The sequence below is a fragment of the Variovorax ginsengisoli genome (genome assembly GCF_030811835.1).
GTDB lineage: Bacteria > Pseudomonadota > Gammaproteobacteria > Burkholderiales > Burkholderiaceae_C > Variovorax > Variovorax ginsengisoli_C.
In genome coordinates this window covers 16,345-31,346 of the sequence record NZ_JAUSRO010000007.1, presented here as the reverse complement: position 1 = coordinate 31,346, position 15,002 = coordinate 16,345, and the positions used below count along the sequence as shown (strand labels likewise).

Sequence of the window (15,002 nt, the reverse complement as noted above, 5' to 3'; positions counted from 1 at the left end):
GGGATAACGAATCACGCCTGACGTTCGTCTCGGAGATGAACGGATGCGGTTGCTGCGTCTTTTCCTGGGATATCGAAGGGCCCGCAGAGGTTGTCAAGACTCTTCCGCCATTCCTGTCCTCAAGCAGCGAATGGGCTTCGTCTACGCCCGCTTGAGGAAGCTGGAGAACGTCCTATTTGGGTGCTTCGACGGACGTCTGCCATCGGCTAGGAGCGGACCTCGGCACTCGCAGGCCCATGATCAGCATGCGTTGTGCAATTCCCCAAACCCACAAATTCTGAATTGTTGCGGAAATGAGAAAAACTAAAATTTTCTTCTTGCTATGCCTGGCGGCCTTGTTCCAGCCATGCCATTCCAAATCTATCGAAATCGGCAAATCCTTGCCGCTCGAGAGTCGCGCGCTGAATAATTTCAGGCTGTCAAGTTCGGGTGCAGGAATTGGGACGAAGGAGGTGCAGTACACCTGCTATGTGGTTGAGAAAAATGGTACGGCAGTCTTCGGCGGCATCGAGATTCCAATAGTCGATTCAGCCGCTTCATCACCGACATGTTTTTACTCAAAAAATGGAGGGGCTTCGCTTCAAGGCTATACACTGAGTTTGCCCAATCCTGATGTATTCGCAAAAATACTCAAATATCTTCTTGAAGACAAAAACAAGTTCAAACTCGTTTTTGACGATGGCAAAGACAGTGAAGAAAGAGCACGGATTTTCGTATCCAATATCGACGGCGCTACATACCTGCTATTGTCGCGAGTGAACCAAAAAGGCAAGAAGTCGGGGTACATCGACGGAATAAGCAAGGACGAGTCAGCCTTGCTATCTTCTAGACTAGGAGGCGCATTTGGTTACTACGAACAATTTCTTGAATATAAAAAACACAGGCCGGCTGGATTTGTTTATTTAGATTTTCTTCGTGAAACCAATAGCGAAATATACAAGAAAGACAACAATCTGAAACCATGATCAGATGCCAAAAGAAGAAATTTTTCAACACCTTACCAAATTGCTGCAGATGCACTTCTGCTCTCGGCCAGAAGCGGTTGTTTATGACTTCGACTCTCCGGACCTTAGTCTTCCTTTAGCTATTTTTCTACACCCGGGTGTCTCACTTCATTAGGCCAACATATGTTGTTTCTCGTTTCACTCATGCTCCCTTTTGTCGTTTGTATCGCCTTGGCTGGAGTCACTGCAATGTCATCGTGGAGCAGGCTATCTGCACCGTGGGCATACGTGGCGTTTTCGTTTCTAGGAGTATTAGGCTTGCACAGGTGCCTGCAGGTAATTTCCGTGTTCGTGAAAGGATTTTTTGATACGGGCGGCTACTTTCTCGAATATGAAAAAAATCCAATTTGCTGGAAATGGCTCTAAATTCTATTACTGTCGAAGCGTTCATAATTTCAACGGTTCTAGCAATAAGTGGTTGGTATCTGCTAGATTGGATGAAGACCTTTATGATTCGGTAACAAACGAGTGGCCGCTTTGGAAACGCCGTAAGTTCCGCTTTTTGCCCGGCGCAGCCTCAGCTACGATGGCGGGACTCGGCCAAAAGCGGTCGGTCAGCCCAATGGCAGGATTCGAGAGTTACGCACCTGTCAAGAGACCTTTTTTCCACTGAATCGAAAATTCAATCGCCTCCCATGAAAGCATCGCTTGGCACAATCCTCATCTATGCTCGTGACATGAGGAAATCTGCCGATTTCTATTCCAAGCATTTCGGGTTTATCACGACCGGTGAAGTCAGCGAGGGTCTCATCGAGCTGAAGGCGGCGGATGTCGGTGCAGGAATACTCATCCATCAAGCAGCCAAATCTGTAAAGCTGGGGCAAGCCGGTGTGAAATTGAGCTTTCACGTGAGCGACGTTGAAGCCTTCGTAGCCGAGGCAGCGGCACAGGGGCTCAAGTTCGGCGCCGTCCATAAGGCGAATGGATATGCTTTCGCCAACGTAAAAGACCCCGACAAGAATTCAGTCAGCGTCTCTAGTCGTGCCCACCGCGGGTGACGAACGTCGTCAGTCGGCCAGGACCAGTCGTAGTAGTCGGTGCGGCCTGCGTGGCTCTGCAAGGCCCAAACAAGAGGGGCTTCTCGGAGAGGTCATCGATGTTTGAGTATCGAGTTACCAAGACAACCCTGCCTTTTGCCAAAGCGCGGTCCTTAGCTGCAGCAGGATGCGCCAGGCCGAGTCAGTCCCATTCGGAGAATTCACATGAAGGTTGACGGTCAGTGCCATTGCGGCGCGATTGCATACGAAGCCGAAGTTCAGGAGGGCAGCATCACAGTTTGTCACTGCACCGACTGTCAAGCCCACTCGGGCTCCGCCTTTCGAGCCAACATCTCTGCGCCCGCGGCCGGCTTTCGTTTGGTGAGGGGCGCTCCTCGCACCTATGTCAAGACCGCTGCCAGCGGCGCAAAGAGGGTTCTGGCATTTTGCGAAACATGCGGCACACCGTTGTATGCATGCGCGGTCGAAGAGCCGGCAGCTTATTCGCTCCGAATCGGGACGCTCAAGCAGCGGCAGGAGTTGGGCACACCGAAAAGGCAGATATGGACGCAACGACGCCTTCCGTGGGTGACACTTCCGGAAAGCGCAGAGACGTTCCCAGGTCAGCCTTGATGGCGGGAGCCAGTCAGCCGCGCAGCAAGGTTGCCGCGGAGCGGCCGGCAGGGAGCGGCGAGAAGCAGCCGGTCCAGGCAATTCTCCGCAGGAGATGGTGGCAAGCCGACAAGCGTACTTCCGCTTTCGAGAAGCTCGTACAGCCGCTTGGGGCCCAAAGCGGTCCTCCAGGAAAGACCCCGCAACTTCGTATCTCCAACTTTCAGCCGCTCCAAGTGCACATCACTCAAGGTCGGCGTTTTCTCTGCGCATGCAAACACCACGACGTGCCCAAGGCCGAGGGCGGTGGGTGACTCCTGCAGCGAAGTAGAGGAGGAGGCCGCAGGCCGGGGGACATGAGCGGAAGGAGTCACCCGCCGCCCTCGGCCCGCCCACGAACACAAGCCGGTAGAAAGCCGACAACTCAAGCCGAAGACAGCACCTCGTCCAGCGTCCCAACCAACAAATCGGCGTTGGCTTCGGAGAAGACCAGCGGCGGGCGGATCTTCAATGTGTTGGCGTGCTCGCCCGTGGCGCTGAACAGTACGCCGCGCTCGCGCATCGCATTGACGATGCGCGCCGTCTCGGCCGTGGCTGGCGTGCGCGCTTGGCGGTCGCTCACCATCTCGACGCCGACGAAGAAGCCGGCACCGCGCACGTCGCCGATCAGCGCGTGGCGGTCCGCGAGCTGCGTGAGTCGCCCGCGCAGGTACGCGCCCACGCGCTGCGCGTTCGCGACCAGGCCTTCGCGCTCGACCACGTCGAGCACCGCCATGCCGGCGGCCATCGACACCGGGTTGCCGCCGAAGGTGTTGAAGTAGCGGCACTCGCGGCCGAAGGCAGCCAGCACCGCAGGCTGGATCGCGATGCCGGCCAGCGGATGGCCCGCGCCCAGCGGCTTGCCCATGCTGACGATGTCGGGCACCACGCCGTGGCGCTGGAAGCCCCACATCGCATCGCCCGTGCGGCCGAGCCCGGCCTGCACCTCGTCGGCGATGAAGATGCCGCCGGCCTCGCGCACCGCCTCGACCGCCTCCGCCAGGAAGCCGGGCGGGTCGGTGAAGATGCCGTCGCTGGAGAACGACGTGTCGACCAGCAGCGCGGCGGGACCCATGCCGTGGGCCTTCAGGTCGGCGATGGCTTCGCGCACGCCGGCCGCGAAGGCAGGCCCCATGTCCGACGGCGCGATGCGGTAGCTGTCGGGTGCGGGCACGGTGCGCACGTTGTCGCCGAGCTGCACGAACTTGCCGAGCGAGGGCGAGGCGACGGCGATGGCCGAAGTCACGCCGTGGTACGCGAAGCGCGTGACGATCAGGCCTTCGGCCTTCGTGTGCGAACGCGCGATGCGCATCGCCAGGTCGTTGGCCTCGCTGCCGGTGCAGGTGAACATGGCATGCGCGAGTTCGCTCGGCATCGTCGCGAGCAGCCGCTCGGCATAGTCGAGCACGCCCTCGTGCAGGTAGCGCGTGTGCGTGTTGAGGATGCTGGCCTGCCGCGCGATGGCCTCGACCACGTGCGGATGGCAGTGGCCGACCGACGCGACGTTGTTGTAGGCGTCGAGGTAGCGCTTGCCGTCGGCGTCGTGCAGCCACACGCCCTCGCCGCGCACGGGGTGCAGCGGGGTTTCATAGAACAGGCGGTAGGCCGGGCCGAGCACGCGGGCGCGGCGTTCCATCAGGGCCTGGGTCTGGGCGGGGATCGAGGACATGGGGTGCTTTCGCTTCAGAGTCCGCAGGCGCTGCGGAAGGCTGACGTGGCCGCGGCGTGGCCGACGCGCTCGCAGGCCTGCAGCCGTGCCCACGACAGCGGGTTGTTGCGCAGCAGGTAGGCCGCGTTCTCCGGGTAGCGCGCGGCGCGCCAGCCGCTGATGGCGACCACCATCACCAGCCGGGCGGTGATCAGCGTGAAGAGCAGGTCGAGTTCGGTCGCCGACAGCGGCCGCACGGCGTGGTACGCGGCGACGAAGGGCACGATGTGGGCGAAGGGCCCAAGCGGATCGTCGTCGGTGCCGATCTGGTAGGCCGCGGCCACGGCCAGGTCGTCGATGCAGGGCGCGCGCACCATGTCGCCGAAGTCGAGGATAGCTGCGATGCGGTCGGTGTCGTGCGGGTCGACCAGCACGTTGTAGATATTGAAGTCGTTGTGGATCGGCTGCGCGGGCAGCGTGCGCAACATCGGCTGCGCCGTGTGCTCGAAGCGGTCGAGCGCCGCCGTGGCGAGCGCGCGCCGGTCGGCATCGGCGATGTGCGCGAGCAGGCCGCGCACGCTCTCGGCGCGCTGCAGGTCCCAGGGCAGCGGCAGGTCGCCGGCGGGATGGTCGAAGCCGGCCAGCGCCACGTCGAGCCGCGCCAGCATGCGCGCCAGGTTCTGCTGCTGCAGCGGCGTGCGCGGTGCGTCGGGCAGCGGCAGGCCGGGCAGGTAGGTGAAGACGCGCGCAACCCGCGGCAAGCCATCGCCCGGGTCGACCACGATCGACGGCGCGCCGTCCAGCGCCGGCACGATGCGCTGCACCGGCAGCGTCGGGTCGGCCTTCGCGAGATGCAGCAAGGCCTGCGTCTGGAAGTCGGCGACCAGCGGGGTCTCTGCCGGGTGCGAGATCTTCAGCATGAAGCGTGCGCCGTCCGATGCGCGCGCCAGCCGGTAGTTGCGATCGCGCTCGCCGGTCAGCGGCTTCATCTCGCCCGCGATGCCCCAGCGTTCCTGCGCGAGCGCGTGGACCCAGGCGTCATCGAGTTCGGGCGAGCCCTCGCTCAGCACCTGTGCGTCGTCGAACTCAGCGCTCATGCAACGCTCTCGAACCCGCGCAACGCGCTCGCGATGTTCGGGCCGAGGTCGTCCGACAGGTAGCCGCCCTCCTGCACCAGCACCGTCGGCAGGCCCAGGCGCGCGATCTCGGCCAGCAGCACGGCAAAGCCGGGCGTGGTGATCTTCATGCCCTTGTACGGGTCCTTCTCATGCACGTCGAGCCCGAGCGCGACCACCAACGCCCCCGGCGCGAAGGCGCGGATGCTGTCGCAGGCGTCGCGCAGCGCGGGCAGGTAGCCGTCGATGTCGGTGCCCAGCGCCAGCGGCTTGTTGATGTTGTAGCCCAGGCCTTCGCCCTCGCCACGCTCGTGCGCATGGCCGGTGAAGAAAGGCGTGAAATTGCGCGGGTCGCCGTGCAGCGAAATGGTCAGCACGTCGCTGCGCCGGTAGAAGATGCCCTGCGTGCCGTTGCCGTGGTGCACGTCGATGTCGAGGATCGCCACGCGATCGTGGACCCGGCGCAGGTACTGCGCGGCGATGGCCACGTTGTTGAGATAGCAGAAGCCGTTGGCCCGGTCGACGTAGGCGTGGTGGCCCGGTGGGCGGCACAGCGCGTAGGCGGCGCGTTCGCCGTCGAGCACCAGTCGCGCCGCGTGCGTCGCCATGTTCGCCGACGCGATGGCCGCGGCCCAGGTGTGCGCGCCGATCGAGCAGGCAGCGTCGCCCATGTGGAACCCAGCCTGGCCGACCACGCTCTCGGGGTAGGTGCAGGGTTGGCCTGGGAAGGGGTGGATGTTGGGCATGACCTCGTCCGACGGGTCGTCCAGCAGCTGCCAGCGTGCATGGGCCGTCTCGAGAAAGCGCAGGTACTCGGGCGTGTGGATGGCCGCGCGCGGTGCGGGGCCGAAGTCTTGGGCACCGATGACTTCGTGGCCCTCGGCCTGCACCGCCTTCAGCAGGCGGAAGGCGCGCTCGGGCTGCTCGTTGCTGCGCTTCAACTTGCCGCGCACCATGAAGAGTTGCGGGTCGTGGTCTTTGTGGGTGTCGGTGTAGACGACTTTCATGCAATGGCTCCGAGTTCGATGCGGCGGCGCGGCTGGAGTGGGGCATCGCCGTGCTGCTCGACGAACAGCGCGCGCACATGCTCCCAGGCGTATTCGAGGTGGATGCGCATGGCCTTCTGGGCGGCCAACGTGTCGCGGCGCAGCAGTGCGTCGACGATCACGCCATGCGTGGCGGCCACGGCGGCCGAATCGTCGACCGCATTGATCAGCGCGATGATCATGCGCAGCTCCATCTGCGTGTCCATGAAGATGCGCAGCAGGCGCGCGTTGCCGCCCAGTTCGCAGATGAGCGTGTGCAGTGCCAGGTCGGTGGCAATGCGTTCGTCCTGCGGCGTTGCGGGCGAAGGCCGCACCATGGTGTCGAACAGCGCCTTCACGCGAGCCAGGCCGGCGTCGTCGGCCTTGCGGCAGGCCAGCTCGATGCTGGTCAGCTCGATGCTGATGCGCACTTCGTACAGATCGTCGATCTCCTGCACGCTGATGGTCCGCACCGCAAAGCCGTGGCGCGGACGCGCGACCAGTACGCCCTGGCGCTCCAGCCGACGCGCCGCTTCACGCACCGGCGCCCGGCTGATGCCCATGCGGCGCGCGATGTCGGCCTCCACGATGCGGCTGCCCGGCGGCAGCTTTCCGTCGACGATGGCACGCGTGAGCTGCGCTTCGACCAGGTCGACGAGGTCGGGTGTCTCTACGGATTCGAACAGTGCGGTGTCGGTGGTTGGATTGGCCATGGATGTTGTCTCTTCATTGGTGTGCTGCTGCGCGGGCGGCCGATTGTCGAGGTGCGGTGCGGGCGCGTGCCAGGTAGATGCCGGCGGCCATGATCAACGCGATGCCCGCGATGGCGATCGGGTCTGGCGGCCTGTGGAACCAGACCGTGCTGAAGCCCACCGCCAGCAGCAGCTGGAAGTAGTTGAGGGGCGCGAGCGTCGACGCCTCCACGCGCGAGAACGCGGCCAGCAGCAGCCATTGCGCCGCGCCGCTGCAGGCGCCGCCGGCCAACAGCAGCAAGACGTCGCCGACGGGCACGTGCTGCGCTGGCCAGAAGAAGGGTGCGGGGATGGCCGTGACGACCAGGCAGACGATGGCGGTGTAGGCGTACTGCACGGGGCTCGCCACGTGGCCCGCGAGGCGCCGCGTGAGCAACTGGAAGATCGCGTAGCAGACGGCCGACACGGCCATCAGCACCGTGCCCAGCAGCGGCAGGTTGCCGCCCGGCCGCACGATGAGCAGCATGCCGCCGAAGCCGACCGTCACCGCGATCCAGCGGCTGCGCCGCACCGTCTCGCCCAGCAGCCACGGCGACAGCGCGACCATGAGCAGCGGCGCGGTGAAGTAGATGGCGGTGGCCTCGGCCAGCGGCATCCACAGCAGCGCCGTCATGAAGCAGGTGGCCACCGTCGCCAGCATCACGCCGCGCAACAGCAGCAGTGGCTTCTGCGGTGCGCGCCAGATGCGCAGGTCGCCGTGGTGCAGCAGCATCGCGAAGGCGATGCCGATGACCGCGAAGTAACGCATCACGTTGACGAAGGGCGCCGGGTAGAACTGCAGCATGTACTTGCAGAACGCGTCGTACGAGGCGAAGGCCACCAGCGCGCAGAAGAAGATCGCGACGCCCGCGCTTCGGGAGCCCGGCGGGCGCAACGAGGCGATGGCGGCGCTCATCGTTCGGCGTTCATCGGGTGGACAGGAAGCCCTGCACGAACTGGTCGAGCGCGGGGCCGATGGCCTCGACCATGTAGCCGCCTTCCTGCACCACCACGGTCGGCAGCTGCAGCGCGCCGATGCGCTCGCCGAGCGCGCGGTAGGCGTCGAGGTCGAGCTTCAGCACGCTGATCGGGTCGTCCTTGTAGGTGTCGAAGCCCAGCGGCAGCACCAGCGCGCCGGGCGCGAACGCGCGCACCGCTGCCACACCGCGGTCGACTGCGTCGAGGAACTCATCGTTGCCCGTGCCGTGCGCCAGCGGCAGGTTGAGGTTGAAGCCCTCGCCTTCGCCGACACCGCGCTCGTGGTCGTAGCCTGTGTAGAACGGGTAGTAGCCGCTCGGGTCCGCATGCGTCGACACGGTGAGCACGTCGCCGCGCGCATAGAAGATGTTCTGCGTGCCGTCGCCGTGGTGGGCGTCGACGTCGAACACCGCCACGCGTCCATGCTGCTGGCGCAGGCGCTGCGCCGCGATGGCGCTGTTGTTGATGTAGCAGAAGCCGCCCGCGCGGTCGCGGTGCGCGTGGTGGCCCGAGGGGCGGCACAGCGCGTAGGCCACGTCGTCGCCGGCCAGCACCGCATCGGCAGCGGCCACCGCCGTGTGCGCCGAGCGCAGGATCGAGCGCCAGGTGTGCGGCCCGAGCGGGCACGACAGATCGCTGATGTAGTAGCCGGTGCGCGCGATGAGCGAGGGTGACGGGCACGGCGCGCGGTCCACACCGGGCGCGCCGTTGTAGTACGGCGAAAGATTCGGCAGCACCTCGATGCCCGGTTCCAGGCCGAAGACCTTCAGCTCGCGCCACTGCGCATAGGCGGTCTCGAGGTAGTCGAGGTAATCCGTGCTGTGCACCGCTTCGAGCGGCGCACGGCCGACGTCCGGTGGCGATGCCAGCGCGATGCCGCGGCCCGCGAGCGCATCACGCAGCGCATGCGCACGGCTGGGCAGGTCCGTCGGCTTGCAGATGCGGCCGACGCGCATGTACTGCTGCGGGTCATGCAGCAACTGGTCGTCGGTGAAGAAGGCCTTCATGCGAAGGTCTCCTCGAAGATGGTCATGGCGCGCTCGAAGCGCACGAAGAGTTCGTCCATCTCGGCGGCGGTGGTGATGAGCGCCGGGCAGAAGGCGATGGCGTCGCCCATGGCGCGCACGATCAGGCCCTGCGCCAGCGCCAGCTCGGCCAGCCGTGCGCCGGCCTTCTTCGCGGGGTCGAAGGACACGCGCTGGGCCGGGTCCGCGTACAGCTCGATGGCGGCGATCAGGCCCACGCCGCGCACCTCGCCAACGTACTTGCGGCCTTCGTAGCCGTGCAGTGCCTTCTGGAACTGCGGCACCAGCGACTTCACGTGCGCGAGGATGTTCTCGTCCTCGTAGACCTTGAGCGTTTCCAGCGCGATGGCGCAGGCGACCGGGTGGCCCGAGTAGGTGAAGCCGTGGCCGAAGGTGCCGATCTTCCCGCTGTTGGCGGCAATGGCGGCATGCACCTTCTCGTTGACCATCACGGCCGAGATCGGCACATAGCCCGACGACAGCGCCTTGGCGCTCGTCAGGATGTCAGGCTTCAGCCCGAAGGTGGTCGAGCCGAACATCTCGCCGGTGCGGCCGTAGCCGCAGATCACCTCGTCGGCGATCAGCAGCACGTCGTACTTCGCGAGCACCTTCTGCACCTTCTCGAAGTAGGTGGCCGGCGGCACCAGCACGCCGCCCGCGCCCATCACCGGCTCGGCGATGAAGGCGCCCACGGTGTCGGGGCCTTCTTCGAGGATGCGCTTCTCGAGGTTGTCGGCCAGGCGGCTCGCGAAGTCTTCCTCGGTCTCGCCCGGTTCGGCATAGCGGAAGTGGTGCGGGCAGTCGACATGCAGGATGCGGTCGATCGGCAGGTCGAAGTCACGGTGGTTCGGCACCAGGCCGCTCAGGCTCGCGGCCGCGACGGTGACGCCGTGGTACGCGTTCTTGCGCGCGATGATCTTCTTCTTGGCCGGCTTGCCGATGGCGTTGTGGTAGTACCAGACCAGCTTGACGGCCGAGTCGTTGGCCTCGGAGCCGCTGTTGGCGAAAAACACCTTCGACATCGGCACCGGGGCCAGCGCGATCAGCTTGTCGGCCAGCGCGATGGCGGCCGGGTTCGAGCGGCCGTTGAACGTGTGGTAGTACGGCAGCCCGTGCAGTGCATCGCTGCCGGCCTTGGCCAGGCGCGCATTGCTGAAGCCCAGCGACGCGCACCACAGGCCCGACATCGCCTCCAGGTAGCGGCGGCCCTGGTCGTCTTCCACGAAGATGCCGTCGCCGCGCGTGATGACCAGCGGGCCGACCTGCGGGTGCGTCGCCAGGTTGGTGAAGGGGTGCAGGTGCGACGCGACGTCGTGCGCGGCATTCTCGGCGTGGGTGGCTGCTTGCGGGATGGCGTTCATGGAAGTCTCCGGGTGCGATCGGCCAGGCAGTGGCTCAGTAGCCGCGTTCGAGGTCGATCTGGTTGAGCGGATGTTGGCCTGCGCGGAGGACCGCCAGGTTGGCGAGCGTCTGCTGGGCGATGACGAGACGGTCGGTGCGCGTCGCGATGTGCGGCGTGACGAGGATGTTCGGGTGGCCCCAGAACGGGTGGTCCTTGGGCAGCGGTTCGACCGAGAACGCGTCGAGCGTGGCGGCCGACAGCTGGCCGCTGGCCAGCGCGGGCAGCAGGTCGGCCTCGACCAGATGGTCGCCGCGGCCGACGTTGATCAGGTGCGCGCCGCGCGGTAGTTTCGCGAACAGGTCGGCGTTGAGAAAGCCCTGCGTCTGCGGCGTCAATGGCAGCAGGCACACCAGCGTGTCGCAGCCCGACAGGAATTCATCGAGCTGGTCGGCGCCGTGGAAGCCGGTCACGCCGGCGGGCAGGTCGCTCTTTGCGCTGCGGCTCCAGCCGCGCACCTGGTAGCCGATGGTCGCAAGCGCGTCGGCGCAGGCCAGGCCCAGCGTGCCCAGGCCGGCGATGCCCACGCGGTGCCGGCGCGGCGAAACCACCGGCTGCTCTTCCCACTTCGCGGCGTCGGAACTGGCGACATACGCCTTCATGCCGCGGTGATGCTGCACCACGGCCCAGCTCACATAGGCCTTCATGCCGGCGGCCATCGTGTCGTCGACGATGCGGCACAGCGGCAGGTGGCGCGGCAGCGCAGGGTCGGCCAGGATGTGGTCGACGCCGGCGGCCAGCGACTGCACCAGCTGCAGGTTCGGGAACTGCGCGAGCCGGCCGTGCGGCGGGAACCAGCAGACGGCGACGTCGATGTCCTCCAGCGGGCCGAGGTCGTCGCCCATGCGCACGTCGATGCCCGGCTGCGCCGTCTCGAAAGCGTCGGCCAGGTACTGCACGGAGATCGCCGAACTCAGCAGCGCGACGACAGGGGGCTTCTTCATCTTCAGGTTCTTCGAGGTTGAGGGGTCTTCGATGGATTCGGCTCAGGCCACCAGGGCGGCCGGTTCAGCCGGCGACGACAGCCGCGGCACGGCCTCGATCAGCTTGCGCGTGTACGCGTGCTGCGGGTCGCCCAGCACCTTGGCCGTCTCCCCGTATTCGACCACCACACCGCGCTGCATGACGGCGATGTGGTCACACATCTGCCCGGCCACGCGCAGGTCGTGCGTGATGAAGACCATGGCGAGCTGAAATTCCTCGCGCACCTGCGCAAAGAGTTCGAGCACCTGCGCCTGCACCGACACGTCGAGTGCGGACACCGGCTCGTCGGCCACCAGCAGTGAAGGCTGCATGGCCAGTGCGCGGGCGATGCCGATGCGCTGGCGCTGGCCACCCGAGAACTCGTGCGGGTAGCGGTCGGCCGCGTCAGCGCCCAGGCCGACGAGCTTGAGCAGCGCCATCGTGCGCGCCATCGCCTCGGACTTGCCCACGCCTTGCGCGATCGGGCCGCCCGCGATGGCCGCGCCCACGCGGTGGCGCGGGTTGAGCGATGCGTACGGGTCCTGGAAGACCATCTGGATCTTGCCTTCTGCCGCAGCGCGGAAGTTGCCGCCCTGCGAGAGATTGCGCCCGTTGAAGAGAATGCGCCCGCTGTCGAAGGGTGCAAGCCCCACCAGGCAGCGGCCCACGCTCGACTTGCCCGAGCCGGATTCGCCGACCACGCCAAGCGTCTCGCCACGGCGCAGGTCGAAGCTGATGTCCTTGGCAGCCTGCACCGCGCGGCCGCGCTTGAACAGCCCGTTGCCCGAGCGGTAGGTCTTGCACAGGTCCTGCACCTGCAGCACGTAGGGGGCGTCGCTGGTCGACGGGCCGCGCGTGGCGGTGCCGGTGGGAATGGCATCGATCAGCTTGCGCGTGTACGGATGCTGCGGCGCCTGCAGCACGTCGTGCGCCGGGCCGGCCTCGACCACCTTGCCGGTCTGCATCACGACGACCTGATCGGCGATCTCGGAGACCACGCCGAAGTCGTGCGTGATGAAGAGCACCGCGGTGCCGCGGCGCTGCTGCAGCTCGCGCACCAGCTTCAAGATCTGCGCCTGCGTGGTCACGTCGAGCGCGGTGGTCGGCTCGTCGCAGATCAGGAGCACCGGCTCGAGGATGAGCGCGCAGGCAATCATCACGCGCTGGCGCTGGCCGCCCGACAGGCGGAAGGGATAGGCGTCGATCAACAGTTCGGGCTCGGGCAGGCCGACGTCGGCCAGCGCGGCGAGGATGCGCTTGCGCTTCTCGTCGGCCGGCACATTCATGTGCGCGTCGAACACCTCGCCGATCTGCTCGCCGATGCGCATCACCGGGTTCAGCGCGGTCATCGGCTCCTGGAACACCATGCCGATGCGGCGGCCGCGCAGTTCGCGCATCTGCGGCTCGGTCAACGTGAGCAGGTCGATGCCTTCGAAGAGGATCTTGCCGCCGACCGGCCGCACGTGCGGCTGCGGCAGCAGGCCCATCACCGAATTGGCGATCATCGACTTGCCCGAGCCGGATTCGCCGACGACGCACAGCGTCTGCCCCGGCAGCACCGACAGCGATGCGCCTTCGACGGCCAGCGCGCGGTCCGCGCCGGACGGCAGGCAGATGCTGAGGTCGACGACCTCCAGCACCGGCTGCACGGGCTTGATGGCGGTGACGCTCATTTCGTTCTCCCGTCGAGGCGTTGGTTGAGGCCGTCGTTCAGGCCTTCGCCCACAAGGTTGAGCGCCAGCACCGTCAGCACGATGGCCAGGCCCGGAAACAGCGCCATCCACCACGCCTGACGCAGCACGGTGCGCGCCGAGCCGACCATGTAGCCCCAGCTCATCTGGTTCGGGTCGCCCAGGCCGAGGAAGCTCAGGCTCGACTCCAGCAGGATCGCGGTGGCGATCATCAGCGAAGCCATCACGATGATGGGCGACATGGCGTTGGGCAGTATCTGCGTGAGGATGATGCGCGGCGTCGACTGCCCGGCCAGCAGCGCGGCTTGCACGAAGTCGCGCTGGCGCAGCGTGAGGAACTCGCTGCGCACCAGACGCGCCACCGGCGGCCACGAGACGATGGCGATGGCCGCGACGATGGAGCCCACCGACGGCTGGAAGATCGCGACCAGCACGATGGCCAGCGCGAAGCTCGGCACCGCCTGGAAGATCTCGGTGAAGCGCATCAGCGCCGCGTCGACCCAGCCGCCGAAGTAGCCGGCGATGGCGCCGAGCGTCACGCCGATGAGCAGCGCCACCACGGTCGACACGAGGCCGATCAGCAGCGAGATGCGCGCCCCGTAGATCAAGCCCGAAAGGATGTCACGGCCTAACGTGTCGGTGCCCAGGGCGAAGCCAGGCTCGGTCCACGGTCGCAGGAACGGCTGCTGCACCATGCCCCACGGATCGTTGGTGGCGATCCACGGGCCGAAGACGGCGACGACGGCAACCAGCAGCAGCACGACCATGCCGGCCACGGCGCCCTTGTTGCGCATGTAGCGCCGCCAGAAAGGACTCTTGAGTGTCATAGTTCTATTCGCGGGTCGACCAGCGTGTAGACGAGGTCGGTGATGAGGTTGAACAGAACGGCCATGGCAGCAGTCACCAGAAAAGTGCCCAGCAGCAGGCTGTAGTCGCGCTGCAGCAGCGCGTCGAACATCAGCCGGCCCAGGCCCGGCCAGGCGAACACCGTCTCGGTGAGCACCGCGCCGCCGATCAGCCCACCGGCCTGGATGCCGGCCAGCGTGACGACCGGCAGCAGCGCGTTGCGCAGCACGTGGGCGCGCAGGATGCGGCCCGGCTTCACGCCCTTGGCGCGTGCGGTCTTCACGAAGTCCATCTGCGCCACCTCGAGCATGGCGGCGCGGGTCATGCGTGCATACACAGCCATGTAGAACAGCGCCAGCGTCAGGACCGGCAGCACCAGATGCTGCGCGATGTCCCAGGCCAGGGCGAGGCCGGTGGCGCCCGAACCCACGGTGCTGAAGCCGAAGCCCGGCAGCCAGTCGAGCTGCACCGTGAACACCAGCACGGCCATGAGCGCCAGCCAGTAGAGCGGCGTGGCATAGAAGACGAGCGCCACCAGGCTGATGGCACTGTCGACCCAGGTGCCTGCCTTTCGCGCCGACAACGCCCCCAGCGTGATGCCGAAGATCAGCGACAGCACGAAGGCGCTGCCAGTGAGCAGCAGCGTGGCGGGCAGCCGCTCCAGGATGAGCTTGAGCACCGGCTGCTGCTGCCGGTACGAATAGCCCAGGTCCAGCTGCACCACCTTGCCCAGGTAGGTGACGAGCTGCGTGGTGATCGGCTGGTCCAGCCCGAACTGCGCACGCAACTGCGCCACGAACTGCGCGTCCGAAGCCCCCGCCTCGCCGGCCATGACCGACACCGGGTCGCCTGGCGCGGCGCGCACCAGCATGAAGTTGACGGTGGCGATGAGCAGGACGGCGATCAGACCCTGCAGCACGCGGGTCAACATGAACTGCGTGCGCTTCAT

14 protein-coding genes are annotated in these 15,002 nt (G+C 65.9%); 3 read left to right on the top strand and 11 right to left on the bottom strand.

What is annotated here, in order from left to right:
• The first annotated feature begins 293 nt into the window (after positions 1 to 293).
• The 3 genes from J2W36_RS12130 to J2W36_RS12120 all read left to right on the top strand — a co-directional run bounded on the left by J2W36_RS12130 (position 294) and on the right by J2W36_RS12120 (position 2,614).
• A complete protein-coding gene (locus tag J2W36_RS12130) occupies positions 294 to 965 on the top strand; it encodes a hypothetical protein (protein ID WP_307689990.1) in 672 nt (223 codons plus the stop codon).
• A 674-nt stretch (positions 966 to 1,639) separates the two neighbouring features.
• Positions 1,640 to 2,002, top strand: a complete 363-nt coding sequence (locus tag J2W36_RS12125; protein WP_307689989.1) for a VOC family protein — start codon at positions 1,640 to 1,642, stop codon at positions 2,000 to 2,002.
• Positions 2,003 to 2,206: 204 nt separating this feature from the next.
• Positions 2,207 to 2,614, top strand: a complete 408-nt coding sequence (locus tag J2W36_RS12120) for a GFA family protein (RefSeq protein ID WP_307689988.1) — start codon at positions 2,207 to 2,209, stop codon at positions 2,612 to 2,614.
• A 403-nt stretch (positions 2,615 to 3,017) separates the two neighbouring features.
• Here J2W36_RS12120 and J2W36_RS12115 read toward each other — a convergent pair whose 3' ends face one another.
• From J2W36_RS12115 to J2W36_RS12065, 11 genes are read right to left on the bottom strand one after another with little or no spacing between them, the layout of a single operon-like run.
• On the bottom strand, positions 3,018 to 4,301 hold the full coding sequence (locus tag J2W36_RS12115) for an aspartate aminotransferase family protein (protein ID WP_307689987.1): 1,284 nt from the start codon (positions 4,299 to 4,301) through the stop codon (positions 3,018 to 3,020).
• A 14-nt stretch (positions 4,302 to 4,315) separates the two neighbouring features.
• Positions 4,316 to 5,377, bottom strand: coding sequence for a phosphotransferase (locus J2W36_RS12110; protein ID WP_307689986.1), 1,062 nt, complete (start codon positions 5,375 to 5,377; stop codon positions 4,316 to 4,318).
• Positions 5,374 to 6,402 carry a histone deacetylase family protein gene (locus J2W36_RS12105; protein WP_307689985.1) on the bottom strand — a complete coding sequence of 343 codons (1,029 nt, stop codon included), beginning with the start codon at positions 6,400 to 6,402 and terminating at the stop codon, positions 5,374 to 5,376. Before J2W36_RS12105 ends, J2W36_RS12110 begins: the two co-directional genes overlap by 4 nt.
• Positions 6,399 to 7,133 (bottom strand): GntR family transcriptional regulator, encoded by a 735-nt coding sequence (locus J2W36_RS12100; protein ID WP_307689984.1) that lies wholly within the window; start codon positions 7,131 to 7,133, stop codon positions 6,399 to 6,401. Before J2W36_RS12100 ends, J2W36_RS12105 begins: the two co-directional genes overlap by 4 nt.
• A gap of 13 nt (positions 7,134 to 7,146) precedes the next feature.
• Positions 7,147 to 8,067 (bottom strand): DMT family transporter, encoded by a 921-nt coding sequence (locus J2W36_RS12095; RefSeq protein ID WP_307689983.1) that lies wholly within the window; start codon positions 8,065 to 8,067, stop codon positions 7,147 to 7,149.
• 10 nt (positions 8,068 to 8,077) lie between these two features.
• The gene (locus J2W36_RS12090) at positions 8,078 to 9,136 is read right to left on the bottom strand and encodes a histone deacetylase family protein (protein ID WP_307689982.1); all 1,059 of its coding nucleotides are present in this window, start codon (positions 9,134 to 9,136) and stop codon (positions 8,078 to 8,080) included.
• Positions 9,133 to 10,515: an aminotransferase gene (locus tag J2W36_RS12085; protein WP_307689981.1), complete on the bottom strand. Its 1,383-nt coding sequence runs from the start codon at positions 10,513 to 10,515 to the stop codon at positions 9,133 to 9,135. Before J2W36_RS12085 ends, J2W36_RS12090 begins: the two co-directional genes overlap by 4 nt.
• A 34-nt stretch (positions 10,516 to 10,549) precedes the next feature.
• Positions 10,550 to 11,497, bottom strand: a complete 948-nt coding sequence (locus tag J2W36_RS12080; RefSeq protein ID WP_307689980.1) for a 2-hydroxyacid dehydrogenase — start codon at positions 11,495 to 11,497, stop codon at positions 10,550 to 10,552.
• A gap of 42 nt (positions 11,498 to 11,539) precedes the next feature.
• Positions 11,540 to 13,189, bottom strand: a complete 1,650-nt coding sequence (locus J2W36_RS12075) for an ABC transporter ATP-binding protein (protein WP_307689979.1) — start codon at positions 13,187 to 13,189, stop codon at positions 11,540 to 11,542.
• The gene (locus J2W36_RS12070; protein ID WP_307689978.1) at positions 13,186 to 14,034 is read right to left on the bottom strand and encodes an ABC transporter permease; all 849 of its coding nucleotides are present in this window, start codon (positions 14,032 to 14,034) and stop codon (positions 13,186 to 13,188) included. The genes J2W36_RS12075 and J2W36_RS12070 overlap by 4 nt, the downstream gene beginning before the upstream one ends.
• Complete coding sequence (locus J2W36_RS12065; RefSeq protein WP_307689977.1) at positions 14,031 to 15,002, bottom strand: ABC transporter permease; 972 nt, start codon at positions 15,000 to 15,002, stop codon at positions 14,031 to 14,033. Before J2W36_RS12065 ends, J2W36_RS12070 begins: the two co-directional genes overlap by 4 nt.

Coding starts and splice junctions, on each gene's coding strand:
- J2W36_RS12130 (WP_307689990.1), top strand. CDS start 294: ATGAGAAAAACTAAAATTTTCTTCTTGCTATGCCTGGCGGCCTTGTTC.
- J2W36_RS12125 (WP_307689989.1), top strand. CDS start 1,640: ATGAAAGCATCGCTTGGCACAATCCTCATCTATGCTCGTGACATGAGG.
- J2W36_RS12120 (WP_307689988.1), top strand. CDS start 2,207: ATGAAGGTTGACGGTCAGTGCCATTGCGGCGCGATTGCATACGAAGCC.
- J2W36_RS12115 (WP_307689987.1), bottom strand. CDS start 4,301: ATGTCCTCGATCCCCGCCCAGACCCAGGCCCTGATGGAACGCCGCGCC.
- J2W36_RS12110 (WP_307689986.1), bottom strand. CDS start 5,377: ATGAGCGCTGAGTTCGACGACGCACAGGTGCTGAGCGAGGGCTCGCCC.
- J2W36_RS12105 (WP_307689985.1), bottom strand. CDS start 6,402: ATGAAAGTCGTCTACACCGACACCCACAAAGACCACGACCCGCAACTC.
- J2W36_RS12100 (WP_307689984.1), bottom strand. CDS start 7,133: ATGGCCAATCCAACCACCGACACCGCACTGTTCGAATCCGTAGAGACA.
- J2W36_RS12095 (WP_307689983.1), bottom strand. CDS start 8,067: ATGAGCGCCGCCATCGCCTCGTTGCGCCCGCCGGGCTCCCGAAGCGCG.
- J2W36_RS12090 (WP_307689982.1), bottom strand. CDS start 9,136: ATGAAGGCCTTCTTCACCGACGACCAGTTGCTGCATGACCCGCAGCAG.
- J2W36_RS12085 (WP_307689981.1), bottom strand. CDS start 10,515: ATGAACGCCATCCCGCAAGCAGCCACCCACGCCGAGAATGCCGCGCAC.
- J2W36_RS12080 (WP_307689980.1), bottom strand. CDS start 11,497: ATGAAGAAGCCCCCTGTCGTCGCGCTGCTGAGTTCGGCGATCTCCGTG.
- J2W36_RS12075 (WP_307689979.1), bottom strand. CDS start 13,189: ATGAGCGTCACCGCCATCAAGCCCGTGCAGCCGGTGCTGGAGGTCGTC.
- J2W36_RS12070 (WP_307689978.1), bottom strand. CDS start 14,034: ATGACACTCAAGAGTCCTTTCTGGCGGCGCTACATGCGCAACAAGGGC.
- J2W36_RS12065 (WP_307689977.1), bottom strand. CDS start 15,002: ATGAAGCGCACGCAGTTCATGTTGACCCGCGTGCTGCAGGGTCTGATC.